The sequence below is a fragment of the Desulfotomaculum sp. 1211_IL3151 genome (genome assembly GCF_036763075.1).
Taxonomy (GTDB): domain Bacteria; phylum Bacillota; class Desulfotomaculia; order Desulfotomaculales; family Desulfotomaculaceae; genus Desulfotomaculum.
The window spans coordinates 50539-74769 of record NZ_JBAIYV010000011.1 but is presented as its reverse complement, the minus strand read 5'-3'; the positions used below and the strand labels follow the sequence as shown (position 1 = coordinate 74769).

The 24231-nt window shown below is 41.3% G+C and carries 23 protein-coding genes, 1 tRNA gene and 2 other RNA genes; 10 read left to right on the top strand and 16 right to left on the bottom strand.

Annotation, left to right across the window (positions count from 1 at the left end; all coding sequences use genetic code 11):
* Positions 1-166: 166 nt before the first annotated feature.
* Positions 167-343, bottom strand: a non-coding RNA gene (gene ssrS, locus V6C11_RS01990) — 6S RNA.
* Positions 344-586: 243 nt separating this feature from the next.
* Between ssrS and V6C11_RS01985 the strand changes: the two genes are divergently transcribed.
* Together V6C11_RS01985 and V6C11_RS01980 are read left to right on the top strand one after the other, a co-directional pair.
* Complete coding sequence (locus tag V6C11_RS01985) at positions 587-1303, top strand: ABC transporter ATP-binding protein (RefSeq protein WP_333529401.1); 717 nt, start codon at positions 587-589, stop codon at positions 1301-1303.
* Positions 1296-2894: a putative ABC exporter domain-containing protein gene (locus tag V6C11_RS01980; protein ID WP_333529400.1), complete on the top strand. Its 1599-nt coding sequence runs from the start codon at positions 1296-1298 to the stop codon at positions 2892-2894. The genes V6C11_RS01985 and V6C11_RS01980 overlap by 8 nt, the downstream gene beginning before the upstream one ends.
* Positions 2895-3147: 253 nt before the next feature.
* Here the strand turns inward: V6C11_RS01980 and V6C11_RS01975 are convergent, their stop codons facing one another.
* From V6C11_RS01975 to pdxS, 3 genes are all read right to left on the bottom strand, one after another.
* A complete protein-coding gene (locus V6C11_RS01975) occupies positions 3148-4137 on the bottom strand; it encodes an AraC family transcriptional regulator (protein ID WP_333529399.1) in 990 nt (329 codons plus the stop codon).
* A 172-nt stretch (positions 4138-4309) separates the two neighbouring features.
* Positions 4310-4879, bottom strand: a complete 570-nt coding sequence (gene pdxT, locus V6C11_RS01970; protein ID WP_333529398.1) for a pyridoxal 5'-phosphate synthase glutaminase subunit PdxT — start codon at positions 4877-4879, stop codon at positions 4310-4312.
* A gap of 1 nt (position 4880) precedes the next feature.
* Positions 4881-5756: a pyridoxal 5'-phosphate synthase lyase subunit PdxS gene (gene pdxS, locus V6C11_RS01965; RefSeq protein WP_333529397.1), complete on the bottom strand. Its 876-nt coding sequence runs from the start codon at positions 5754-5756 to the stop codon at positions 4881-4883.
* Positions 5757-5874: 118 nt separating this feature from the next.
* Between pdxS and pdxR the strand changes: the two genes are divergently transcribed.
* The 6 genes from pdxR (at position 5875) to V6C11_RS01935 (ending at position 13113) form a co-directional block, all read left to right on the top strand.
* The gene (pdxR, locus tag V6C11_RS01960; protein WP_333529396.1) at positions 5875-7296 is read left to right on the top strand and encodes a MocR-like pyridoxine biosynthesis transcription factor PdxR; all 1422 of its coding nucleotides are present in this window, start codon (positions 5875-5877) and stop codon (positions 7294-7296) included.
* A gap of 451 nt (positions 7297-7747) precedes the next feature.
* Entirely contained in the window at positions 7748-8161 is a 414-nt protein-coding gene (locus tag V6C11_RS01955) for a Fur family transcriptional regulator (RefSeq protein WP_333529404.1), read from the top strand.
* Between the two features lie 41 nt (positions 8162-8202).
* Positions 8203-9201, top strand: a complete 999-nt coding sequence (locus tag V6C11_RS01950) for a CobW family GTP-binding protein (protein WP_333529395.1) — start codon at positions 8203-8205, stop codon at positions 9199-9201.
* A gap of 1 nt (position 9202) precedes the next feature.
* Positions 9203-10777: a permease gene (locus V6C11_RS01945; RefSeq protein WP_333529394.1), complete on the top strand. Its 1575-nt coding sequence runs from the start codon at positions 9203-9205 to the stop codon at positions 10775-10777.
* Between the two features lie 2 nt (positions 10778-10779).
* On the top strand, positions 10780-11682 hold the full coding sequence (locus V6C11_RS01940; protein ID WP_333529393.1) for a TIGR03943 family putative permease subunit: 903 nt from the start codon (positions 10780-10782) through the stop codon (positions 11680-11682).
* 222 nt (positions 11683-11904) lie between these two features.
* Entirely contained in the window at positions 11905-13113 is a 1209-nt protein-coding gene (locus V6C11_RS01935; protein ID WP_333529392.1) for a YibE/F family protein, read from the top strand.
* Positions 13114-13201: 88 nt separating this feature from the next.
* On the opposite strand, the gene V6C11_RS01930 is transcribed toward V6C11_RS01935, so the two are convergent.
* Positions 13202-15304 (bottom strand): HelD family protein, encoded by a 2103-nt coding sequence (locus V6C11_RS01930; RefSeq protein ID WP_333529403.1) that lies wholly within the window; start codon positions 15302-15304, stop codon positions 13202-13204.
* Positions 15305-15623: 319 nt separating this feature from the next.
* Between V6C11_RS01930 and V6C11_RS01925 the strand changes: the two genes are divergently transcribed.
* Entirely contained in the window at positions 15624-16007 is a 384-nt protein-coding gene (locus V6C11_RS01925) for a hypothetical protein (protein ID WP_333529391.1), read from the top strand.
* A gap of 110 nt (positions 16008-16117) precedes the next feature.
* Here the strand turns inward: V6C11_RS01925 and V6C11_RS01920 are convergent, their stop codons facing one another.
* The 10 genes from V6C11_RS01920 to rnpB all read right to left on the bottom strand — a co-directional run bounded on the left by V6C11_RS01920 (position 16118) and on the right by rnpB (position 22860).
* Positions 16118-16267 carry a hypothetical protein gene (locus V6C11_RS01920; protein WP_333529390.1) on the bottom strand — a complete coding sequence of 50 codons (150 nt, stop codon included), beginning with the start codon at positions 16265-16267 and terminating at the stop codon, positions 16118-16120.
* A gap of 84 nt (positions 16268-16351) precedes the next feature.
* Complete coding sequence (locus V6C11_RS01915; RefSeq protein ID WP_333529389.1) at positions 16352-16792, bottom strand: hypothetical protein; 441 nt, start codon at positions 16790-16792, stop codon at positions 16352-16354.
* A 47-nt stretch (positions 16793-16839) separates the two neighbouring features.
* Complete coding sequence (locus tag V6C11_RS01910) at positions 16840-18048, bottom strand: DUF2812 domain-containing protein (protein WP_333529388.1); 1209 nt, start codon at positions 18046-18048, stop codon at positions 16840-16842.
* Between the two features lie 6 nt (positions 18049-18054).
* On the bottom strand, positions 18055-18360 hold the full coding sequence (locus V6C11_RS01905; protein ID WP_333529387.1) for a PadR family transcriptional regulator: 306 nt from the start codon (positions 18358-18360) through the stop codon (positions 18055-18057).
* A gap of 455 nt (positions 18361-18815) precedes the next feature.
* Positions 18816-20120: a DUF4397 domain-containing protein gene (locus tag V6C11_RS01900; protein WP_333529386.1), complete on the bottom strand. Its 1305-nt coding sequence runs from the start codon at positions 20118-20120 to the stop codon at positions 18816-18818.
* Positions 20121-20527: 407 nt separating this feature from the next.
* Positions 20528-20788, bottom strand: coding sequence for an anaerobic ribonucleoside-triphosphate reductase (nrdD, locus tag V6C11_RS01895; RefSeq protein ID WP_333529385.1), 261 nt, complete (start codon positions 20786-20788; stop codon positions 20528-20530).
* A 216-nt stretch (positions 20789-21004) separates the two neighbouring features.
* Complete coding sequence (locus V6C11_RS01890; protein WP_333529384.1) at positions 21005-21139, bottom strand: hypothetical protein; 135 nt, start codon at positions 21137-21139, stop codon at positions 21005-21007.
* 90 nt (positions 21140-21229) lie between these two features.
* A complete protein-coding gene (locus tag V6C11_RS01885) occupies positions 21230-22099 on the bottom strand; it encodes a copper amine oxidase N-terminal domain-containing protein (protein WP_333529383.1) in 870 nt (289 codons plus the stop codon).
* 256 nt (positions 22100-22355) lie between these two features.
* Positions 22356-22431, bottom strand: a tRNA-Ala gene (locus V6C11_RS01880).
* Between the two features lie 80 nt (positions 22432-22511).
* Positions 22512-22860, bottom strand: an RNA gene (gene rnpB / locus V6C11_RS01875) — RNase P RNA component class B.
* Between the two features lie 383 nt (positions 22861-23243).
* Between rnpB and V6C11_RS01870 the strand changes: the two genes are divergently transcribed.
* Positions 23244-23447 carry a hypothetical protein gene (locus V6C11_RS01870; protein ID WP_333529382.1) on the top strand — a complete coding sequence of 68 codons (204 nt, stop codon included), beginning with the start codon at positions 23244-23246 and terminating at the stop codon, positions 23445-23447.
* A 36-nt stretch (positions 23448-23483) separates the two neighbouring features.
* Here the strand turns inward: V6C11_RS01870 and V6C11_RS01865 are convergent, their stop codons facing one another.
* Positions 23484-24230 carry a TIGR03915 family putative DNA repair protein gene (locus V6C11_RS01865; protein ID WP_333529381.1) on the bottom strand — a complete coding sequence of 249 codons (747 nt, stop codon included), beginning with the start codon at positions 24228-24230 and terminating at the stop codon, positions 23484-23486.
* Position 24231 lies beyond the last annotated feature (1 nt).

Here is a 24231-nt window from a genome sequence, read left to right as displayed (position 1 = left end):
ACCTCCGAGAACCCTCCTGCTTCCAGACTCCCGGCCCGTTTTTACTGCTGTATCGTAGCCGCTGTCTTTATAACATGAGTTTGCCCCGTACTATTAACGGGACAGGTGCGACTGCCTGTCGCACAAAGAAAATCCCCAGAGACTATTCTCTGAGGATTTTTTTCTTTGCCTACCCGCTTAGCCGTCCACTTGGTGTTTTTAATACCCGCTTCTCGCAGGTGGGTGTCAGCTGAATTGTTTCTGCCTTCCGTCCGCAACGGCCTGACATCTGCAATTTAAGATCCAACTCCCAAAAACACACTGTGGTTTAAAAATCAACAAGGAACGCACAAAGCAGGAAATTAAATTTTTATTACTTTAGTCGGTAGTTGTATAATAACAAATATTATTGTCTAATTCAAGATCTTCTAGTTGGTAATCTATTGGAAATATGAAAAATAACGTCTATGCAATAAATTTAACTCATTTTAGCCTGCAAAATTGTGTCGCTGACACTTAAAATGGCTCTAATCGCTCAATTTGTGATAAACTTAGGATGTTTCAATTGTATTCCATCTTCTAAAGTGACGTGTTATGAGGTGATCGGATGTTAAAAGTAGAACACTTGACCAAGAAATTTAAAAGTGCTGTTGCGGTAGACGACATTAGTTTTACCCTTAACCAAGGCGATATTGTAGGACTTTTGGGTCCGAACGGAGCCGGTAAAAGCACTACCATCAAAACCATTGCCGGTCTGTTGCGCAAGACGGACGGCAGCATAAATATTGACGGTTATCCCAGTACTACCCAGGAGGCAAAAAAAAAATTTACATATATACCTGAGGTGCCCGAGTTGTACGATATGCTAACCGTATGGGAGCACCTGCAGTTCATTGGTTACGCCTACAACGTGACAGACTTTGAGGAAAAAGCGGAACGACTGATTGAGCGTTATGACCTGTGGGATAAGAAAGATAAGCTTGCCAAGGAACTGTCCAAAGGCATGAAGCAAAAGGTCTCTATTTGCTGCGGCCTGCTGCCTGAACCAGACCTTTACTTATTTGATGAACCGATGATCGGGCTTGACCCCAAGTCAATCAGGGAAACCAAATTGATTTTTCGGGAACTGAGTGAACAGCAGAAAACTGTTTTGGTCAGTACACATTTACTGGATAGCATTGAAAACCTCTGTCAGCGCGTGTTGGTAATGAAAAACGGTAAGATCATCGTGGATAGGACTATGGAGGAGATGAAGCTGCAACTGGGAAACAGTGAAAGCGTATCCCTGGAGGATCTGTTCTTAGAGGTGACGAAGGATGAATGATTTCAAACTCCTGATTAAAAGGGACGGCTGGATAATCAAAAACCACTTTGTAGAGATTAAGCACAACCCCAAGCGGCTAATCATTTATTTCTTCTATTTATTTTGGCTAGGCTCTCTTCTCTTCAATGTGCTGCTGAAACAACGGGAACCGATGCCCATACCGATGCAGTTTAGCGAACAAATACTGGGGGCGGCATTTGTTGGATTCAGCGCGGTTTTTATTTTATACTTTCTGTACCGCGGCACAACAGAATCTTCCACCTTTTTTTCCATGGGGGATGTACATCTGTTGTTTCCGTCACCTGTTTCACCCAAAAAGATTCTGCTTTATAGCATGACAAAACAGAGTCTGGTGAATTTTTTCCTTTACGGTATTGTTATTTTGGCTTTGATGCCTACGATTACAAACCTAGCCAAGATCAATCCGGATCATCTCCCTTTTCTCTACCTTGGCTATATTGGCATGGTTTTATCCATTAAACCATTAAACTTTTTGATTTTTGCAATCGGCAGCAAATATCGTATTCAATCGTGGCTGCAGCAAGGAATTCTGTTTTTAAGCTTTATCTTTATTGCTTATCTGGGAATTCGTGTTTTCACTGCCGAGGATTTACTGCAAGGAGTGCTACAGGGCTTAAACGCTCCCTTTATCAATTATTTGCCTGTGATTGGCTGGAGTAAGGTCGTATTTATGACAGCCGTAACGGGTTACAGCACTTTTAGTGCAGCTGCGCTGGTGCTTCAAATTCTGTTTCTGATTTGCTGTATTGCCCTTTCATATTACACGGCTGATGATTATTACGAAGATACCCTGAAAGCTACCGAAAAGAGAAGTCTGCATAGACGGCGAAAAAAAGGAATGGAAAAGTCTCAGCCCATGTCACTTCCTTTTCTGAAGAATAAAAATGTTATTGTAAAAAAAGCGGGAACCGGACCCTGGACTTTTTTGTGGCGCAGCAAGATTGAGGCCAGCCGCAGCGACCTGCATCCATACCTGGGGTTTAGGACACTTATCTTTTTGCTGGCCGGGTTAATCATTGGCTACTTCAGTGCCGGACACAACGGTGGTATAACTCCCCTTTACGTGGCAAACGGTGTCATTGCGTACCTGCTGTTTATTTTTTCTGCGTCTAATTCCGGCCAGAGTGAACTGACCAAACCGTATATTTACCTGATTCCCGGTTCCAATTTACTGAAGATAATCTGCAGCAACCTGACCGATGTACTGCGGATGACGGTAAACATTGCGGCACTGAATATCCCCCTGGGTATCATGCTCAAGGCTCCAGTATATGTAATTGCCATCATGATTGTCTTTGGTATTAGTTTTTATATTTTAAACCTGTGTTCCAACTATTTATCACGCATCCTTTTCCCCAGTGCCATCGACCAAAAGGCCTTATATCCATTGTTTCTCATGCTGCAGGTGCTGCTCCTCCTGCTGCCCGGTGGAATAGTCGGCGGCGCCCTGGCTGTTATTTACCACAATATACTGCTGGCCTTTGTAGGCATTGGGATTGTCAATATTGTGATAATAGGGATTCTGCTGCTGTTGTCCAATAGAATTTTTGCCAAACTAGAGTGGAAGTAGGGACAGAGGGACAGGTCGAGACCACTGAAAAATCCTGTTTTTTCAGTGGTCTCAACCTGTCCCCCTTCTCCTAACGGTTTTTCCATAACCTAAAGCACACTCCCCTCCAGTACTCTCCGCTTTCCCCATTATATGTAAATTATGGAAAACGGGATATTAAATCAGTGCTCAATTTTCGGTGATTTTTGCTGTTTGGGCAAATAAAAAGCCCCCCAAACCATTACGCTTTTGGGGAGCATTTTTTATGAATTTCTTATTTTTGAGTAATCATCTTTCGATATTGGAAAGGGGTCATACCTACTTTTTGTTTAAATATTTTTGCGAAATTACCATTGTAATCCTCACCACATTCGGCAAAGACTTGGGCCACGGACAGATTGTTGTCACACAGTTTTTCCTTGAACTTACCAATTTTTACGTCCTGATAGTAGTTGTAGGGTGTCATACCCGTATGCTTTTTAAACAAACGGGTATAATGATACCTGCTCATATAAACAATACCAGCCAATTGATCTGCGTCAAATTCTTCCTTCCAATGGTTATCTATATATTCTTTGCCTTTCATAACCTCTTCTCTGCCATGATAATGTCGGGATGTAGTAAAAACAGTCACTATGTATACTATTTGGTTATTTTCATTGCAGATAGGGAAGGAAGTTAAATTTTGATACATGCTTCCACAAACGATTTCCTTTTCTCCATTTAATCGCTGAAAAATTTCTTGCTGCGGTACTTTAATATCATATGCGTGAACCACTTCTCCCTGATAGGCCTGCAACATAAATTCTAATATTCCCCATCTTTCAAGGTTGGGATTGAGCAGTATATTATGCTTTTTATAAAGTTTTTCTGGGTTGGTTATTTTAGCAAACTTTATAAATGCTTCATTAGCCAGGAGCAAAGTTCCGTCTGGCTCACAGATGTGCATTGGGTAGGGTAAATGCTTCACGATCTCCACAAACAGCTCTTTGTTTTCATACAAGGACTGAAAGGGCCACTGGTTATTATGTTGCCTTTGTTCATATATATCATATATTTCTCTGGCTATCGCTGCTTCCTTTTCTTTTTGCATTGGGGCTTTTTTTCGTCTTCTGTCAGCCGGCTTTGCGGCATGCTGGGGAACAAGCCACATATTGCCCTTTTTTATTGCACCTTCTATTCTGCCCTCGGCGCAGTACAACGTCACAATCCTGCTCCCAAGCCCCCATTTTACCCCAGCTTCCTTAACAGTCATGTACTCCATACCCAACACCCTTTAATCGGAATATTGCCATTATTATATAACTAGTTTAAGCATGTTGCAAGAATCAGCAATATAATGCTTCGTAGCAACGAGCTAACAAGCTAGAAAACCTGGCAATACTTATCCGGGTAGGGGTGGTCACAAAGACACCTATTACATTAATAGTCGCTGCTTAAGTGGGGTTAATGCTATCGAGAAACATTTGATGAATTTTCCTGTTTCCATTCAGTTCAGGGTGAAAGGAAAGCCCAATTTGATTGTTAAATCGAACGCCTACAACATTCTGATCTACCCTGGCAAGAATCTCTACACCCTCACCCACGGCTTCAACATAGGGTGCGCGGATAAAAGTCATAGGAACCTTACCTAAATCGCCGAATTGTTCCTCTGTGTAAAAACTGCCCAGTTGTCTGCCGTATGCATTGCGCTTGACCGTTACCGGCAAAGTGCCAAAATACCGGGCAGAATCGTTGGAAATCTGTTCAGCCAGCAAAATAAGGCCTGCACAGGTTGCCAAAACAGGCAAACCTTTTGATAATTTTTCCCGCAGCGGTTCAAACATGTCCAGTTCCCGGAGCAGTTTGCCTTGGGTGGTACTCTCACCACCCGGCAGAATCAACCCATCAAAATCTTGGCGAGCGTCTTCTCCATTCCGAAGCTCAATATAAGCCACTCCCAGCTGCGAGAGAATCTCCTCATGCTCGGCAAAGGCTCCTTGCACCGCCAGTACTCCTACCTTCATATTACTTGCCTCGCTCCGCCATGAGCAATTCGATTTCCTGTTCGTTGATACCCACCATCGCTTCGCCTAGATCCTCTGACAGTTCTGCTATTACCTTTGGATCCTGGTAATTGGTAACCGCCTTCACGATAGCTTGGGCTCTTTTGGCAGGATTGCCTGACTTAAAGATACCGGAGCCCACAAAAACACCTTCCGCACCCAGTTGCATCATAAGGGCAGCATCCGCAGGTGTAGCAATGCCGCCAGCGGCGAAATTGACTACCGGCAGGCGCTTATGCTCATGAACATAGAGAACCAGATCATAGGGTGCCTGCAGCTCTTTAGCCTCTTGGAAAAGCTCATCTTTTCGCAGGCCCACGATGCGGCTGATCTGCCTATTGATCATTCTCATATGCCGCACCGCCTGAACCACATCACCCGTACCCGGTTCCCCCTTGGTGCGAATCATGGCAGCACCTTCATTAATTCTACGCAGGGCTTCTCCCAGGTCCTTTGCACCACAGACAAAGGGCACCCGGAATCTGGTCTTGTCGATATGATAAACATCGTCCGTTGGTGAAAGTACTTCACTCTCGTCAATATAATCTATCTCAATTGCCTCCAGGATTTGAGCCTCTACAAAATGACCAATGCGGCACTTTGCCATTACCGGAATGGTAACCGCTTCCTGGATGCCTTTAATCATTTTGGGATCACTCATACGGGAAACGCCACCGGCGGCTCGAATGTCTGCGGGAATTCGTTCCAAGGCCATGACTGCACAGGCCCCGGCAGCCTCCGCAATCTTCGCTTGTTCCGGCGTGGTTACATCCATAATCACGCCTCCCTTCAGCATCTGGGCAAGTTCCTTATTTAATTCATATCTTTTGCTATTCACTGTATAAAACCCCTCGCTTTACATATTTAATAATATTGAGTATACTCTTAACTGGCTATATTAAAATGTCCAATCTGAAAAAATCGGCCATAGTCAGTTTAGCGAAGAGGTTATAATTATGTTAACATATTCCTTCGAAAATATAGGGTCAGAAAGTATGTATGAATATATTTATAAATGTATTAAAATGGATATCTTGCAAAAGAAGTTAAAGCCTGATGAAAAACTCCCCTCCAAACGTGTCTTTGCCAAAAACTTAGGGGTAAGTATCATTACGATCGAAAATGCCTATGCTCAGCTTGCGGCAGAGGGCTATATTTATTCGCTCCCCAAAAGGGGATATTTTGTCTCCAATCTTAAAAAACAAACGATACATCCCGCCAAAGAAAAACCACTGGCAGACCAAAGGCCAAAAAATGAGCCAGCCTATTATGCTGACTTTGTTAGGAATTCCGTAGCCCCGGATACCTTTCCCTTCTCTGTTTGGACCAGACTGCTGAGGGAGGTGACCGCAACCGAAAATGAGCTGTCTCTGCTGTCAGACACTTCGGTGGGCGGCGTTTTGAAACTGAGGCAGGCCATCGCTGAGCACCTCTACCAGTTCCGCGGCATGTCGGTGGACCCTGAACAGATTATAGTAGGGGCCGGAACGCAATACCTATACAGTGTCATTATCCAACTGCTGGGCAGAAACCACTTATATGCTGTGGAAAACCCAGGCTATACCAGGCTCACTAAAATATATGAGAGCAACGATGTTAAGTGCTGTCATATTCCTATGGATGACTCCGGCGTAATGGCAGATTTTTTGAAAAGCAGCGAAGCTGACATTCTCCACATTACCCCTTCCCATCATTTTCCCACTGGTATTGTCATGCCAGTCAGCCGACGGTATGAGCTTTTAAGCTGGGCCGCCAAACAGAGTGAGCGCTATATTATTGAGGACGACTATGACTGTGAGTTCCGTCTGTTCGGCAAACCGATTCCTACTCTGCTAAGTATCGACGTAATGGAAAAGGTAATCTACATTAACACATTTGCCAAAAGCCTGGCACCAACCTTTCGCATCAGCTATATGGTTCTTCCCAAGCATCTTGTGGGTCGATTTTATCAAAAGTTAGGCTTCTACTCCTGTACCGTATCCAGCTTTGAGCAGTTCACGCTGGCACGCTTTATCGCGGAGGGCTATTTTGAAAAACATATTAACCGCATGCGAACCTATTATCGAAAGCAACGGGATACCATCCTAATGGCCATCCGGGAAAGCAGCTTAAACCCCTATGTGACGATTCTAGAAGAGGACTCTGGACTTCACTTTCTCATGAAAGTTAACACAGATGTGGCAGATGCAAAATTGATAAGTGCCGCCAAAAGTGCCGGGATTCGTATTTCCTGTGTCTCTAATTATTATCATGACGAACAAGCTTGTGAGACCCATATGATTATCATTAACTATTCCGGACTGGAGCCAGAAAAGGTTGAAACAGCTATAGAGCGCCTGAGTAAATGCATTGTGGATGTAATTCTACAGGGGAAGTGATCGAAACTAGCTTTCAAATAACAAAATAACTCTATTCAAATGACAAAGCCTCCAGGCACAAACATGTGCCTAGAGGCTTTTGTCATTTGACTGGTGAGTTTGCATTATGCTTTAAAGCTACCTGACCCATTCCGAGTATTGCCTTGTCAAGATCACCGATAGTCTCAACACGTCCGGCACCGAACAGCTCTTTGAAGTCGCAAAAAAGCTGCAATTCACCATTCGCTTTACCCGTCGCGAACGACGGCCATATTATGCTACATTCGGCTTATATCCAAAAAACTTTACTTTACGGAATTTGCACGATACAATAAATATAAATGCAAATGAAACGCATTTGCATATCGGGCATTAGCAATTGAGAGAGCTCGGTCGGCATATTTCAGTAAATTTACATAGAACCATAAGGGAACTGCACAGTCCTGACAAAAAATCGAACGAGGTGAATACATTGAAAGAGGGACAGAACATCTGGCCAGCGGGGATAAAGAGAACGAGGCAACGCGAAAGTGTGCTCTCGGTACTTGAAAATACCGACAAGCCCTTAAGTGCCGCCGATATATGCTCAAGAATGGAGAAAAGCGGAGACGCGGCTTGGATGTCTACCGTCTATCGGATACTGGAGCTTTTCGTAAAAAAGGACGTGGTGATTAAAACCAATGTGATGAATCATGAAATGGCGGTGTATGAATTAAACCGTTTCCAGCATAAGCATTATGCTGTCTGCTTGAACTGCCGCAAGATCATCGCAATGGACAATTGCCCAATGGAGAGGTTTATTCCAAAACTTGAGGATGAGGATTTTCAGGTCATGGGACATAATCTGGAGGTATTAGGGCTCTGCAGTGATTGTAAGACCACCTGATCGTTATCAGCCTGAGTTAGTATTTTTTTAGGAGGAGTTGCATGTCAACAGAAATATTCGTAATATCCGGCTTCCTTGGAGCGGGAAAAACCACGCTGATTCAAAAACTGCTCAAAGAGTCCTTTCGGCATGAGAAGGTTGCTCTCATTGAAAATGATTTTGGTGATATCAGCGTTGATGCCGCCTTGTTGAAATCGGGCGGTATTGAAGTGAAAGAAATGAATTCCGGCTGTATCTGTTGCAGCCTTTCGGGTGATTTTATCAAAGCCCTTAGAGAACTTTTGGATCTCTTTCACCCCGACAAAATCGTCATTGAACCTTCCGGTGTTGGCAAACTATCGGATATTATGAAGGCCTGTTCGGACCCGCGCATCCTGCCGCTTGCTAAAGTAAAGGCCAAAATAACAATCGTGGATGTAAAACGCTGTAAAATGTATCTTGACAACTTCGGTGAATTTTTTGAGGATCAGATTCAAAACGCCGATGCCGTCTTACTTAGCCGTGCCGAGGAGTTCCCTGCTCAGGTAAACGCTGCTTGTGAAATAATCAGAGGCTTAAATCCGCATGCGGTCATCTTTTCGAAGCCTTGGGGCCAGATCAATGTGGATGAAATACTCCACCCACACCGTAATAATCGCGTCCGTATAGAGCAGCACGTGCACACACATGACTGCAACTGCGGCTGCCATGGTGCGCACAGTTACGCAGAGCACGAACATAGCCATGATGATGACCACAATTGTTCTTGCGGCCATCATCATGCTGCGGCAGATGTTTTTGATACAGTTACCATTCGGACAAATCGGCTATTCAGCATTGAGGATTTGCAGGAGCGGCTATCCAATATGGAGAGAAGCGCGACCGGAACGATTCTTCGCGCAAAAGGTATTGTTCGCGGGCCCAGCGAATATATGAATCTGCAATATCTCCCCGGAGATATAAAAGTGACAAAATGCGCCACCAAAGGCAACATGCTTTGCATCATCGGCCGGAATCTAAACAGACAGGAGTTATGCATCCTCTTTAGCGGGGAGTGCTAGGATGGCGATACCCGTTTATGTTGTGACCGGGTTCCTTGACGCCGGGAAAACGACGTTTCTGAATACCCTGCTGAACAGGCGCGACTGGCAGGATATCAGGATACTTGTTATACAGTTTGAGAGCGGCGAAGAAGAATTCCAGAGCCAGTATCATAACTGCCACCATATTTCTTTCCCCAAAAAGGCTTTGGAGCAGCAGCCCCTGCAAGTAGTCAGTCAAATTCTGTATGTCCTGCAAACCTACAACCCTGAAGAAATCTGGATCGAGTGGAACGGTGTCGTCCCATTTTCCAGGTTGCAGGCTTTGCTTTTACAAGACTCACTTCGCAGCTTGTGTAAAATTCAAAAAGTCATCCATATTGCGGACGCGGCAAGCATAGAAAATCTGCTGGGCAGGACGGGAGGCGCTCTGCCCGAGCAGATTGCAAACAGTGATTTTGCCGTGGTTCGCAATGTACATTCGGCAACTGTTTATAAACGAATTCACCGCCTGCTGAACGGCATAAATTCAGGCATTAATATATATGAAATAAGGGCTTATAAAGACTTATATAAACAGCTTTTCGGCAGACAGGAGCATCCGGTCAACTTCTTCTTTCTTACGGTTGCCATGCTCGTCATCCTGCATTTTGCCGCACGGCCCGTTTTTGAGGCGTTCCAAATTCCGTTCAATACGATTATCAACGTATTTTTAGGGATTATCCTGCAGGCCGTTCCCTTCCTGCTGATCGGCGTATTGCTGTCGTCGGTGATTCAGGTTTTTATTCCACAGGGCTTTATCGAACGCAGATTTCCCAAATCACTGGGCGCAGGCATGCTGGCCGCGATTCTGGGCGGTTTTTGCCTTCCGGTCTGCGATTGTGCTTCCATCCCGATTTTCAGGAGCTTGGTGAGAAAAGGGATTCCCCTGCCCGTAGCGATTACCTTTATGGCGGCTACGCCGGTGATCAATCCCGTGGTGATTTTATCGACCTATTACGCCTTCAGCGGCAACCTGACCATTGTGATCCAGCGCATTTGCTTTGGCATGATAGCCGCAATTATCATCGGGCTTATTTTTGCCATCTGGCCACCAAAGGGTAATGTACTATCCGGAGGCACCTTTGACCGGCTGATGTGCAACTGCGGCTGTTATGAGGATGCCGAGTCAATCACCACTTTCTCTGGAAAGCTTGGCCTGTTTATCCGCCATTCGCAAGCGGAATTTTTCAGCGTCGGGAAGTATCTGATGATCGGAACCTTTATTGCTTCTTTATTTCAAGTGCTGGGAACCGGCATATTCACCGACGCACAAAGCGGCGCCGGGCTAGCGGTCTCCATTATCATTATGATGGCAATGGCGTTCGTTCTTTCCCTATGCTCTTCGTCCGACGCCGTTATTGCGCGCAGCTTTGCGAATCAGTTTCCAATGGGTGCGATCATGGGATTTCTTGTGTTTGGGCCGATGATGGACATTAAAAATGTGCTGATGCTCCGTTCGGGATTTTCGAAGAGTTTTATCGCTAAACTATTGTTTACGGCATTTATCGTATGCTTTGCCGTGGTCTTTTTGTTTGCCGGTTTAGGAGGGATATAAAAATGCGGGCGAGGGCGTTTAATCCGCAGATTTTTCTGGAGTTTCTTTGCTATTGCTCCTTTGGGGCTTTGATGCTATATTTGGCGAGCAGCGGGAAATACCTTTCCTATGTTACGCCCAGAATGAAGCCGTATCTTTGCTTTACGGCAATCGTCATGCTGATATGGGCTTGTGTGAGCCTTTTTAGGCTGTTTCGCCCGCAGCATAAAGTGCGATCCAGCCATTGCTTTGTGCTGGCGATTCCTGTTTTGCTGCTTTTGCTTCCCCACAGCCCTTTGAGCACCTCGGATCTTTCCGGTAATTACCTTGGCGGGAATACTTTTTCCGGACAAGTCAGTCAATATGGAGCACCTAAAAAACAGGCTCCGCCGGATAACGCCGGCTCTGAGGGTGCAACCAGCACCCCTACCGAAGACCCGTTGTTGGAAGATACAGTACCCACAGACCCCCTAGACACTACCATCCCCGGCAAGCAAAGCGATTTGCCGGATGGGGACCATTTATCCCGTTTGCCCGGCTTAGATGCCGTAAACAAGAAAATCACGGTTTCCAATGATGATTTCGGCCTGTGGCTTTCCGAAATATACACAAGTATGGACAAATACGAAGGGTACACGGTTGTTATGACGGGGTTCGTATTCAAAGATCCTGAAACGCTGAAAGAGAATGAGTTTGTACCTGCCCGCTTGATGATGTCCTGCTGTGTCGCAGATTTAGCGCCTGCCGGGCTGTTATGTAAATACGACAAGGCTTCCGAATTAAAAAAAGATTCATGGGTAATGGTTGAAGGAACTATCTTTATCGGGCAATATGATTATGATGGCCGGAAATACAACGATCCTCAAATTCGTGTCACAAAAATTACGCCCGCAGAGGCAGTGGAGGGTTACGTTTATTTATACTAAATTGACCCTAGTGCACTCCCTGTATAAAAATTAAAGGCAATCTACTATGAAATACTGTAAAACTGTCTGCCAAATAAGTAACTAACTGATATAATTAAGCCTATCCTACGCTTGGAATTTGCATCGCTTTGCTCTGGCGTCTTTATGAGCCGCGGGTATGCCTACGCCAGTACTTGCAATTACATAATTATCTACTAGGTCTAAATGGGGGGTCTATTCTCTGTGAATAAAAAAACAAGACAAAAAATCCATCAAAAAAAGTTTGTTATATGGTTTATAGCTGTTGCTTTGTCCATTTTAGCCATATTTGTCGGCAATCGCATTGCAACAAAAGATTTTTCCCTTTTCAGTGTATCTGCTGAAGAAACTGTTAAGGGGAAGGTAATCGCTGTACTTGATCGATCAATTGATGAAATACCGGTTGGCGAAACTGAAAGCTATACAAGCACAAATATTACTTTTACCGCTAAAATTAAAAATGGTCTTTATAAAGATCAGGTGGTTACCGTGCAACAATTAATTGACAGTATGTTTGCCGGAAGTGAATTTATCAAGGAAGTAGAACCAGGAGACAATATCATGCTTTTAAAGATGGATGATCCAAATACCGACGTCACACCTTGGCAGTTTGTAGATTATTATCGGTTTGATAAAATTGTTATTCTGGGGCTGATATTTGCAGGGTTGGTTTTATTAATTGGGCGTTGGAAAGGTATTAACACCTTACTTTCATTGACTTTTACATTCTTATTCGTCTTTTTCGTGTTTGTTCCATCTGTCATGAATGGATATAACACTTACATAAGCGCTGTAATTACCTGCCTTTATACAATTACGATGACTCTTGTTTTAATTAACGGAGCGAGTAAGAAAACGCTCGCGACTATGATTGGTTGTATATCCGGGACAATTATTGCAGCCGTTACTACTACTATCATGAGCAGAATACTTCATCTTACGGGGTTCGTAGATGAGCACTCCATTTATTTAACTATGCTCAATCCAGACAAACCGATTGAACTTACCGCCATCATTTTTGCGGCAATTATCATTGGCGCCATGGGAGCAATCATGGATGTCGCAATGGATATTTCATCTGCACTTTTTGAATTATGCGAACATGCTCCCAACATTACATTTCAAAAGCTGTTTAAAAGTGGCATGAGCATCGGGCGTGACATCATGGGTACCATGGCAAATACCTTGGTATTGGCTTATATTGGAAGTTCCTTAACAACTATTATGCTGTTGCTGACCTACTCTGATTCCCTCTTGCATCTTTTAAACCGCGAGATAATCATTGTCGAGCTTTTACAGGCGTTAATTGGCAGTTCGGCGATTATATTGACAATCCCATTGACGGTAATTACCTGCGGATTTTTATATATTCGATCAAATGAATCAAATAAAAAACCCGTCTCGACATCGTAGTGACTATTGTGGATGCACATCAATCGGGTTGGATTTTAAGGAAGAAGATGAAAGAGCCAGGTAAAGCTAATATTTGAGCTAGCCTTCCTCAAATATTAGCCATATCAACAGCCAATTCAAATATCTTTTCTGGTTCACATAAAAAAGTGGTTTTTCTTTCGCAACAGGTTAAATCCAATTTGTGCATTGCCCTTGTACAAGCGATATATAACAGGCTTCTATCCAATGGTGTTTTGTAAAAGTGTTCTGAAATATCTGGTACAATTACTTGATCAAATTCAAGCCCTTTAGACATATGAACAGAAGTAATGACGATACCATCTTTAAACTCATTGCTTCCAAAATCCAATAGAATAACATCATCATAAACAGCACGAACCTGTTTAAACAGCAGCCTCGCTCGTTTTTGTGACTTGCAGATAATACCCAGTGAGGCATGTTCGGATTGCTTGAATTGCTCAATCAAGTATCGTATTTTATCAAGTTGTTCCTTTTGGGTCTGGCATACCGTTATCGTTGGTGTATCACCGTGCCGCTCAACAGGAATCAGCTTTTTATTTTCTATAATTTTTTTCGTAAGCTGAGTAATTTCAATGGTTGAACGGTAACTTTTGCATAATTCCACGCAATTACAGCCAGCAAAGTATGGTTGTATTTTTTCCGCGGTTGAGGAACTGTAAGGATTAACGCTTTGATACCCATCCCCTAAAATAGTCATCTTACAGGAAAACAATTTTGCCAATACGGCATACTGAATGGGCGTATAATCCTGCATTTCATCAACCAGCAAGTGTTGTATACCTTTGTAATCTTGCTCCACTCCATCAAAATACATTTTTACTAAGATAAATGGAAAGACATCACAGAACTCAAATGTATTTTTAGTGATGAACTGGAATAAATCCTCGCGTTTTATGTGGTGATAAAAATTTTGGTACAATGATACCGCGTTAGGGAATCTATACAATTTCAAAATGCTGCTTCTTATTTGCCGGACAATTTTAGCATCTAGCTTTCCCCCTATATAATTTTTATATTTTGCAATTACATCATTGGCAATTTTATCAAAACGCTGCTTAATAGGTAGTCTTTTATAAGCATGATAGCGCGAAAATAAGTCTTCCTTAGAAATAGAAAGAACACCAAAATCAAGGTTAATTGGCTCAAAATATTCGTCTTCGGCATATTCCAAGTAGGCTTGGAGTTGTTCAACAAAATGATTCGTTGATTTAAACTCAATCCTGGCAATGGCATCCGAGCTCCCATTATCCAACAAATTCTCCACCTGCTCAAAAAATGTTTGATATTGATACTTCTTATCCATCATGCTTGAAGCAATATCTTCAAAGCCCATTTCTGATATATTTTCTTCTCCTAATTCCGGCAAGACACTAGAAATATAGTTACTAAAGACTTTATTAGGAGAGATAATCAGAATGTTCTTCGATTTCAAAGTTTCTTTATATCGATACAGTAAAAACGCGACTCGGTGTAATGCAATAGATGTTTTTCCAGAACCGGCCGCTCCTTGTATAATCAATACTTTTGCTGCTTCATTTCTGATAATCGCGTTTTGCTCCCTCTGAATGGTTGCTACAATGTTTTTCATTTTATCGTCGGCATTCTGGCTTAATTCCTTTTGCAAAATTTCGTCGCCAATATTCAGAGAGCTTTCCAGCATATATTCCATTTGAGTTTGTTTGATTTTATATTGCCGCCTTAGGGTTAGTACTCCGTCAATTTTTCCGATAGGGGCTACGTAAAATGCCGGACCTAATTCAAAATCATAAAACATGCTCGAAATAGGCGCTCGCCAATCATAAATGATGTGTTGAGCCGTCATGGGATCAACAAATGCATGTACTCCGATATAGAATGCTTCCTCCTTTGCTTCTTCTGCTTCAGCAAAATCAATTCTTCCAAAATAGGGGGATTGGATTAATTTTTGAAGCCTTTCTCTTTCCTTGACAGCTTCTTCTCCGAAAGTAACACCCTCAGAAACCGCAATTCGATTTGCTGCTTTTTCCGCAAGGTCAAGTTGGGCCAGATTTTCATACATATACCGTTTGATTTCTAATATCTCATTGGAGTAATTCGTTATTTTTTGTTCAATACGCTCAAGTGCCATTTTGAGCTTTTCTTGAACATTATTTAAATGCTTTCTTTCGCAGGTTTCTTTTTGATTAAACAGGATGCAACAACCCCCTATGCATTTTTATTTTAAGTTACAATCTAAGTATAAGAAGAAACAAAAAAAATACTATACTTTTTATTTTGGTTATGCTATGATTTAGATTAAGTATTGCCCCTTTAAAAGGTGCAATTTTTTCCATTTTTTATACTAATTGTCAATGGTTTTTAATAAAGAATTTATAATTTAGAGTCTTGATAAGGGAAAAGTGTCTGTGGAGAAAAACTCGTTGGTATATTTTCACCTGAACTCATATTAATTTAAAACCGGAACAAACAACCTATCCCCTTGTCCCATATAATTATGGAAGGTTGAGTTTATGAGTGATTTTACGAAGAAAGATATGGAAGAAGCGCTTCAAGCTATCGCTTCAATGATTGAGCGAGGTGAGAAAGCACAAGAAAAATTTGCACCAGGTACTTCCCAGTACACCTTACAAAAGAACCGGATTAAAGCGCTTTATATCGCCTCGTCATTGATAAAAAAGGAATTAGCAAAGCATGATGCAACGGACAAATATACGAAAGAGGACTTGGAAAAAGCGCTTGCACCAATAGCTTCACTGATTAGTAAAAGTGAAAAAGCCCAGAAGAAATTAGCGCAGGGCACTTGGCAGCATACGATGCTTGAAGATAATCTCAAAGCACTATATCTAGCTTCACCCTTGTTAACAAGGGCATTAAGTTTGGATTTAGGGCCATAAGAAACACGAAAGCGCCAGTCGAGGCATTGTTACCGGCTGGCGCTTTTATGTCAATGTCGAACCTACGCTATGGTTTATAAATATTTATGTCATATTGGATTATACGCAATTTATTTATCATTTCTACGTTGAATCTCTGCTAAAATAAATCCTCCCATAATTGCAAGCGGTATGCTATTTGCAAATGCGGGTGGTTCTAAAAAACTTCCAAGAGCACCACCCATAACAGTTAAAACAATGGCCATTATAATTCTTCCCATAAAAATTTCTCCCCTATTGTTGCACACCTTTCTGCTGATACGTAACAAAGAATGATGTAACATACGATTCCCCTAAGATAATGCTCATTTTTTATAAGTTAGCCTCACTATATCAGAATCTCTTTCAACTGAAAAAACAGCATTGTCTGTGTACATGATTCTATCAAGAAAATCTATTCTATAGCCCAAAGTACTGCTGTAGCCGCATACACTACATACCACTTTTTTGTCTTTGACGAAAAGTAATTGAACCATTCCTTCACTTACAGTTTCTTGAATAGAATAACTCTTAAAACCTATAACATCTTTAATTTGTTCTTTATTTGTATATGGTTCGAATGTATATACCGTATCCCACTCAAAAGGTACAATTTCATTCAACTTCACATTATCGGATTTAATTGCTGTAACTTCTCGTTTTAGTTTCTGATTATTAAAAAATACCATCGGGTTACCAATTGCTATATAGGCTAAAACGATTATCAGAATAATAGAGACAGAAATAGTTATTTTTTTCTTTTTCATAATACCCCTCACGCTATATAAATAAAGCTGTGTTTCGCATTTTTCTACTATTGCACCTCCGCCATTCGTTCCTGATAAGCAATCATCTTTTGAGCAAGCAGCGGTATAATTTCCTCTATTCGCTCTTTCCCGTAATAGGTAACATAGACTACTTGATTATCCAAATAGGCAAAGATCTGTTTGTGAATATCATCCTGAGCAATCGCTAGTTTATCAAACTTCGGATGATTGATATCCTTAACTTCAGTGTTATCACGCCAAACATAGCGATTAATAAGATCAAGCGTAAGGTTTTCTGCCATGCTGCCAAAGGTTAACTTATAGTATCGGGTGGTTATACTCGGCGAATATACACCGCTTTTATCTTCCCACATTTCACCACGAACGACTCCATGTTCATCTATTTCATACTGAACAGGCGCTAGCAGGTTCCAATCGTAGCTAACCCGATTTGCCCAATCAACATTATTGCCATTATAACCTGTTTCACGCATAAGATTCGAGCTTTTCTCTATTTCTTCAAGCCGGATAATTGGCAGATTGGCGTTGCCTTCCGGAAGTGTATAGTCTTTGCTTTTAGCAAATTCAACAAAGGGTATGATAATTGTAAATAACGCCAGGGGCATATATATACCTGCCAATATACCCCCCAGCAATCTGGCTTTCCTATAATCCTCGTTGTGATTAATTTCCGCACCCTGGAGTAAAGATTGTTTGAGCTTGTGAATCGTTATATAGTTGCGTATTACCGAATAAAAAACGTACAGCTCAACAATCACAAGGAGCATTTGCTGGACAAACTGGCCTTTAATCATTAATAAAAAGGGCTCATCGTTGAAATAATAGATGCTTATCATCATGCCCAAGAACAGTAACATGGCAATCGATATAATGATTAAATTATTCCTAAGCCGCTTATTTAGCTCTGACAGGGAAAACCCTTGCTCAATTGGGTCAGTATGTAGCTCCGTGGTGCATGATTTCTCGTCAGCAGAAAAAATATAGAAATAACCACTATTTGTGATAAAATTCCAACCGCAATCATGATAAACATCAAGTTGTTCCTGCGAAGGTGCTTCTTTAAGATAATCCATTCTATATTTGGTTTTCTTTGGTTCCCCTTTTTCGAAGTAAACAAATAGACGCCCCGATTTTTTTAAATGCAGACCTTCACTTGCCATAGCAGAAAACCAGCTTTCATTTCGACCAATAGCATAGATATCGTCAAGCATTAGTCTTTTTACTATCTTGCCCATCTATAATCACCCTTCTATTATTCTTCCATCCTGAATCATCTCTTTTAACCTTTCATATTCCGTTTTGAGGGCAACCCTGCCTTCTTCCGTAATAGCGTAGGTCTTCCTTCTGCCATCGTCACTTAATATTTCAATGAGATTATCCTTTTGCAGTCTTGTAAGAACGCCATACAACGTTCCTGGACCCATTTTTATGCGCCCATTTGATACTTGTTCAATTGCAGCCATTAACTGATAACCATGATTCGGATTCATTAAAGCCAAGAGGATATAATACATTGCTTCCGTCATCGGGCCTCCTGAATAGGACACATTATCCCTCTCCTTGATATTATGTTATACGATATATCGTATAACATAATATCCGAGAAACTTTCCTTTGTCAATTAACTAAAAGCATTAAGAGGAAAAAGTTTCTTTCGTTATCAAAAGGGACATGCATAATTCACTTTTGTGTATTACGTTTCTTGGAACAATCGGCCTTTTATTTGGACCTTTGAGGGAACAGTTGTTTTCATATCACCCACACGAAACCACTCTTTGCGTTCATAGGAAGTGTTTCTTTTATGAAGCCGGTGGAATTCCTTAAGCTAGCCAAGGGGAATAAATGAGGTTTTGGAAATATTAAGGATATAGGAGTAAATACAAAAGACCTACACATTTCTTCACTGTTCAGGTCTTTTGTAGCTTTTTGATTCGGTTTTATCAAGTGTCCGATCTTGTAGATAAGCAAAAACTATGAACCTCGTCATTAGTCCATAGCTATATTAGAATTGATCTATCGAGGTAACAATCTCTGTTTTTATTGTAGTAAAACCTGTTCCATCCCAATCCAAGGTTGTTTTCACATAGCCAAGGGTTTCCGCATTAAACCTTCCGATAATGCGTTGGATCGCAATTAGTTCAAAATTACCATCGTTATCGGTATCTTGGGGTATAAGCCCACCTAATGGCAACACACTACCCTGTAAAGGCTGAATTAATTTTCCGTTTTCATCATATATATCGGAAAACTCCTCCTTACGGTTACTTAGATCGATCGAAAAGGTATTCTGGTTGTTTATTTGAGTAACTTCAACTAAGTAATTATCCATAAAATTTACCTGATACTGACTATTTGCATTAAAATCTTCATAATCAAAGATATTTACTAGTCTGTTGTTAAGAACGGTATAAACATACGCAAATAAATAACCTCCACTACCACCTGATTCTATGCGAATAAGAATATCCGCAACATTATCGTCATTGAAATCTCCCAAAAAAAGATTGGCATTATAACCGGCATTTGAGGGGGGTACCGTACAGATAATTTTATTGTTTTTTCCATCTTCCACACATACTGATAAGTTTTCCGTAAAAGGACTTGTAGGGTCAGGCTTATCTCCAGATAAAAAAACTGTATCAACAACTTGATCACCGTTAACATCTGCTTTCTTTGAATCTATTATTAACTTCCCTGACGGGCTATCATTCGTGTTCAAGTATGAACTTCCATCAAGTGGGGTGAGCATCTGTAAGGGAGGATTGCTGTTACTAAGTCCCACAATATATCCGGTATAGACTTTAGGAGAAGTTAGTTTCTGATTAGGGACTGTCAGTACCACGTTATCTGTATCTGTAACCTTTACCTGAAAGGTATAGGTGCCGGATGGAAGAGTAATATAATTAGTTGTTTCGCAATAGGGTACGTCTTTAAATAAATTAGTTCCATTTTGAAGTCCAATGTCTAGATTAGCCGTATCCGGGGAAAGGTGAACCAACTTGAGATTAATATTTAAGCCCACACTGGCTATTAGGTCGGATATGGGCATAATGCAGATTTTCCTTTGCATCCCTATCACTGCCACGGTATAGATAGAATTAGGGTAAACTCTCATGTTATCTTGCACAATAGCTTCCCCTTGCGACCCTGAAAGACTTACTTTAATGTTATAGTTACCTTCTTGTAAAGGAATGTATTCGGTAAAATTTCTATAGGTTAATGTTTTTGCTAATGTCCGTTCATTCGCATAGACATCAACGGCTGGCGAATCTGGGGAAGCGTGTAGCACTCGGATATAAGAGGCCATGGGCATCAACACCTTTATAATCTTTCGTTCATAATATGATCATTTTACTTAAATGGTCCTAAATACTTCTAGTAGCCTTTCCACTGAAAACTAAGGGACTGGCCGTCTGGACCAGGGTGGATTTCTACAGACTGTCGATACAATTTATACATAACAATCAACACCGCACACTCGTTTGGTTTGAGTATGAAAAACATGCGTGCGGTGGGTAATATATAAATTCTGTTTTATAGTAACATTTTGGCCCATTAACCATATTATACCATTGGGTGAATGCCTCACTAACACATTAGTTTCTCTCCTTGGGAATAACCCCTAGTTCCCCCTAACTAGGGGTTATTCCTTTTGGGAAAACAGAAAACCCACCGGGTGGTGTGATGTAACCCACCTCTCAGCAGGGGCTCCAACTAACTATGTACTACCCTATCCCTTAACTCTTCCTGCTTTGCATCGTTGAACCTGTCAGCCGTGCTCAAATACCCCGTGATACGCCTGACCCGGCGAACATTAGATTTTGCCCAGGTCTTAACTTCTAACTCCCCAGAACTTACCACTGATATTTCAATAGTGCCTACCTCCTTGCCCATTGCTGCAAGGCGTTCCTTTTCTTCTGCGACTATACTGTCAATTTCTTTTTGATCAACATTGCCGTTAACGGTTATTTTCATAAACACACCCCATTTTTTTAGTTTGAGTAAATTCTAACACCAGGATATTACAGAGATGTTACAGAAAAATAAAAAAGCCCCGGGTTTCCTCGGAGCTAGTCAATTATTTAACTGTGGCGGTCAAGGTAGGCCTGTCTCAATCAACTTCTTTCCCCAGTGCTTCAGCCAAAGACCTGACAAGGGCATTTGCGGTATACCGGGTCTTGTTTGATTCGCTCATCCAGTCCTCTCGTGTACCCGCCGGAGGCTGTCAGATATACTGGCTTTGATATCTTTGTTATCTTGCTTGATTTCACGGACATCCTCTTGCACAATCTTAATTAACACCTTTGTGATTTCTTCCTGGGTCACGTTCTCCCCCCACCTCCCGGCAACAATTGCCCTGGCACCAACTGGTATCAGGGCATAAAAATAACGCCCCGAAGGCGTTATAAGTTTAAACTAATTTGTAATCGTTATAATAATCTGGTCTTCCACAAAGTCTACTTTAGCTCCCAAAATTTCTGCAACAGCACGCGTTGGTAACATAATTCGCCCATCCCGAACCTCTGGCGCAACATCTGTAGTATAGCTTTCTCCATTAACAATAACTTCATTTTTACCTACCGATAACTCAATTAAATTAGAACCCCTATTAATTGTAACTTTACCATTATCAAAAGCAATGTCTTTGTCTGTGATTCCTATAGTATTAACTAAAAATCGAAGTGGAACAAAAGTACGACTTTCCTTTAAATATGGGACAGCATCCATTACCTTCGCATTGCTACCTTGATAATAAACCTGAGATCCAATTTTAAAAGCCACATGCATATCCGTTGATGCTTCAACTACTTCACCAAGTTGTATTTGCATTGCATCTTCCCCTGGGAAAACAGAACCTGTTTCACTAATTGATGTGCCAGTGAGTTCTAAATACAGGGGTCCATCTGGAACAGTTCGGTCTACAGTAAGCCTAATATCTCTTATTTTTATTGTACTTGGAATACTACTTTCGCTCTTAATTTTAACTTTAATGTATTCTCTTCCATCCAACTTAAATTCGTCCCTAATCGTATCAAGTTCTAGGTTACCGTTAGAAACTTCAACTATCGGCAAAGATGTAAAAGTAACTCCTTTCGGTAAAACAAAGTTCATTTCGCTGCTACTTTTAAGGGCTCCCTTTATTGTTTCTTTAAAAACAATATCATCTACATGTTGGTTTGGTTGCCCTAGTCTTAAATTGTTATTTGACGCAAAAACTGTGATTGGAGAGACAAGCATACTAATTAAAAGAAACGCCGTGAAAAGACCAATATATTTTTCCCTCAACTAAACCCCTCCTAGAAGATGTGCAATTACCTATCTTTATTTAGATAGACGATAAGTAAGAGCACTGGGTTCCTGGGCTTAATTGTTTCACTTTTTAAGTCAAATGTTCATTAGCCGGTAGCTCTTTCTGCTTCCTTTTGGTTTAGTAAACTTACTAATCAAATTTTTGGGCATTTCGGGGCACTTTGGGGCACTTCTCTAAAAAACAAAAAACCCTTGGAATCTCAACAATTCCAAGGGTTTTTCAATTCTTTTTTGGTGGAGACGAGGGGGATCGAACCCCTGACCTCTTGAATGCCATTCAAGCGCGCTCCCAGCTGCGCCACGCCCCCAGCTCTTCCGACAAAAGTTATTTTAGCATAGTTTGACAAACTGTGCAAGTCCATTTTAAAAAAATAATATCCAAAGATACAGCCGTAAGCGAGATTCTGTTTTAGTAGTCATCTATCTAAGGGGAATAATCCCCTTCCTCGCTATGCGAGGTGCCCCTACCCGCAGGTGACAATTGTCCCTGCCTATTTGGGTTGCACGCTGGTGGAGTTTACCCTTGCATTCACCGGTCGCCCGGTGACATCGTTTCTGTGGCACTTTAGGGTTACTAATAACTCAGGGAGTTATTTTCACCGTCGTCAGGTCGCCCTGCCCCGGCTTGCGCCGGGCACCATCTTACACAAGCCGCTGCCTATTGGCTCTTTCAGCCTGTGTGCGTGTCTCGACTTTCCTCTGCTGCGTCTAAAACGCAACAGCGACTACTCACTGTACTTTGAATATGCCGCATTCCTGCGACAATTATAGATTATACTACTTTGCAGAAATAAATCAAGAGCTATGTTCCTGGAAATTTAAGAATATTACTCTAAATATTATTTACAATGGATCTGAAAATCAAATCATGTAATTTTGTGTAGTTTTATGGCATAGGGATTAATTATAATTATCTAACTAAAATATAGCTATATATTAACGTTAAACATGTTTATATATAAACAAATATTAAAGAAATTACCAAAAGTTTCATGTTTTTGACAAAAGTATGTATAATTTTCTATTTTATTACCAAAACTCAATTCAACATCAACATCGGCAGGAATTTTGGACTTCATGGAGAAGAAATAATAAAGTAACCACAAGGGGGATGATTAAAATGGAAACTCTAAAACCTAATTATGGTTATCGGGTCAACCAAAAGTACGATGGATCCCTGATTGGCATCGAAATTATCTGTTGCGGTAAGCACATCGGTGAAATGCGCTTTAAAGACGGTGAAGCATTATCCTGTCCTGAATGTGGTATAAAACATCGGCTCAAGATTCATCACAATCATTTCCATATCGATCGGGAGGATTAGATATAAATTTAAGCCGCACCAAAAGGGTGCGGTTTTCTATTTGCTTGATTTTTTCTCTATCAGATGCTTCCAGTATCGGATGGGCATAAACTGTTTTTGCAACTTGGGGTTAATCCGATTTTGAATTGCTGTGCTGGAAAAATATTTTTTCCATAATTCCTGGTAGTAGGCTTCATTTGCAGCCAAGGTAAGCCCTTGTGGGATGTCCAGGTTTGTTAATAGCCATTCCTTTTTGTTGTATACAGCGGCGATTTTCCTTTTTAAGTCATGGATAATCCAATTTTGGTCTGACAATCTATTGGCAAAGTGGGGTGACACTAGCCCAACTATATTATGGTCCGGTTCCATCGTTGCATAAAAACAATCGTTGGCTAATTTTTGAAAACGAATTAGCCCTAGCATACGGTGCCTTTCTTTACTAACCCTTTGACTTCGTTCATATACCTTTCTCACTGTATCCTCAGTCAAATTAGAATTTATTTTGGGTCCGAACTGGAATCCCAATCTGAGATATTGATAAATTAGTGTTCCACTACCTTGTAATTCTGATAAATAAACATAAAATATCTGCTGCAGGGTATAAAAGGATATCTTATCCTCTATGGCCCGATAGACTTTGGCACTTTTCTCTTGATCCGTATGAATGGTTATGGCCTGACTAAATAAATCCTGCTGAAATTCATCTTGGTAAACAATATAATCCGGCCTCTCACTTCGGTAATAAGCCTCGTAAACAGCCGTTAATAACCCCTCAAAGCTTCCATCATAAATAAAATAAATCATG

What these genes read in the sequence shown, in the direction of transcription:
- V6C11_RS01915 (WP_333529389.1), bottom strand. Translation starts at nt 16,792, where the DNA reads ATGAAAAAGAAAAAAATAACTATTTCTGTCTCTATTATTCTGATAATC.
- pdxR (WP_333529396.1), top strand. Translation starts at nt 5,875, where the DNA reads ATGTTAACATATTCCTTCGAAAATATAGGGTCAGAAAGTATGTATGAA.
- V6C11_RS01925 (WP_333529391.1), top strand. Translation starts at nt 15,624, where the DNA reads ATGAGTGATTTTACGAAGAAAGATATGGAAGAAGCGCTTCAAGCTATC.
- V6C11_RS01980 (WP_333529400.1), top strand. Translation starts at nt 1,296, where the DNA reads ATGAATGATTTCAAACTCCTGATTAAAAGGGACGGCTGGATAATCAAA.
- V6C11_RS01940 (WP_333529393.1), top strand. Translation starts at nt 10,780, where the DNA reads ATGCGGGCGAGGGCGTTTAATCCGCAGATTTTTCTGGAGTTTCTTTGC.
- V6C11_RS01900 (WP_333529386.1), bottom strand. Translation starts at nt 20,120, where the DNA reads ATGGCCTCTTATATCCGAGTGCTACACGCTTCCCCAGATTCGCCAGCC.
- pdxT (WP_333529398.1), bottom strand. Translation starts at nt 4,879, where the DNA reads ATGAAGGTAGGAGTACTGGCGGTGCAAGGAGCCTTTGCCGAGCATGAG.
- nrdD (WP_333529385.1), bottom strand. Translation starts at nt 20,788, where the DNA reads ATGAAAATAACCGTTAACGGCAATGTTGATCAAAAAGAAATTGACAGT.
- V6C11_RS01865 (WP_333529381.1), bottom strand. Translation starts at nt 24,230, where the DNA reads ATGATTTATTTTATTTATGATGGAAGCTTTGAGGGGTTATTAACGGCT.
- V6C11_RS01920 (WP_333529390.1), bottom strand. Translation starts at nt 16,267, where the DNA reads ATGGGAAGAATTATAATGGCCATTGTTTTAACTGTTATGGGTGGTGCT.
- V6C11_RS01910 (WP_333529388.1), bottom strand. Translation starts at nt 18,048, where the DNA reads ATGGGCAAGATAGTAAAAAGACTAATGCTTGACGATATCTATGCTATT.
- V6C11_RS01870 (WP_333529382.1), top strand. Translation starts at nt 23,244, where the DNA reads ATGGAAACTCTAAAACCTAATTATGGTTATCGGGTCAACCAAAAGTAC.
- V6C11_RS01950 (WP_333529395.1), top strand. Translation starts at nt 8,203, where the DNA reads ATGTCAACAGAAATATTCGTAATATCCGGCTTCCTTGGAGCGGGAAAA.
- V6C11_RS01945 (WP_333529394.1), top strand. Translation starts at nt 9,203, where the DNA reads ATGGCGATACCCGTTTATGTTGTGACCGGGTTCCTTGACGCCGGGAAA.
- V6C11_RS01975 (WP_333529399.1), bottom strand. Translation starts at nt 4,137, where the DNA reads ATGGAGTACATGACTGTTAAGGAAGCTGGGGTAAAATGGGGGCTTGGG.
- V6C11_RS01985 (WP_333529401.1), top strand. Translation starts at nt 587, where the DNA reads ATGTTAAAAGTAGAACACTTGACCAAGAAATTTAAAAGTGCTGTTGCG.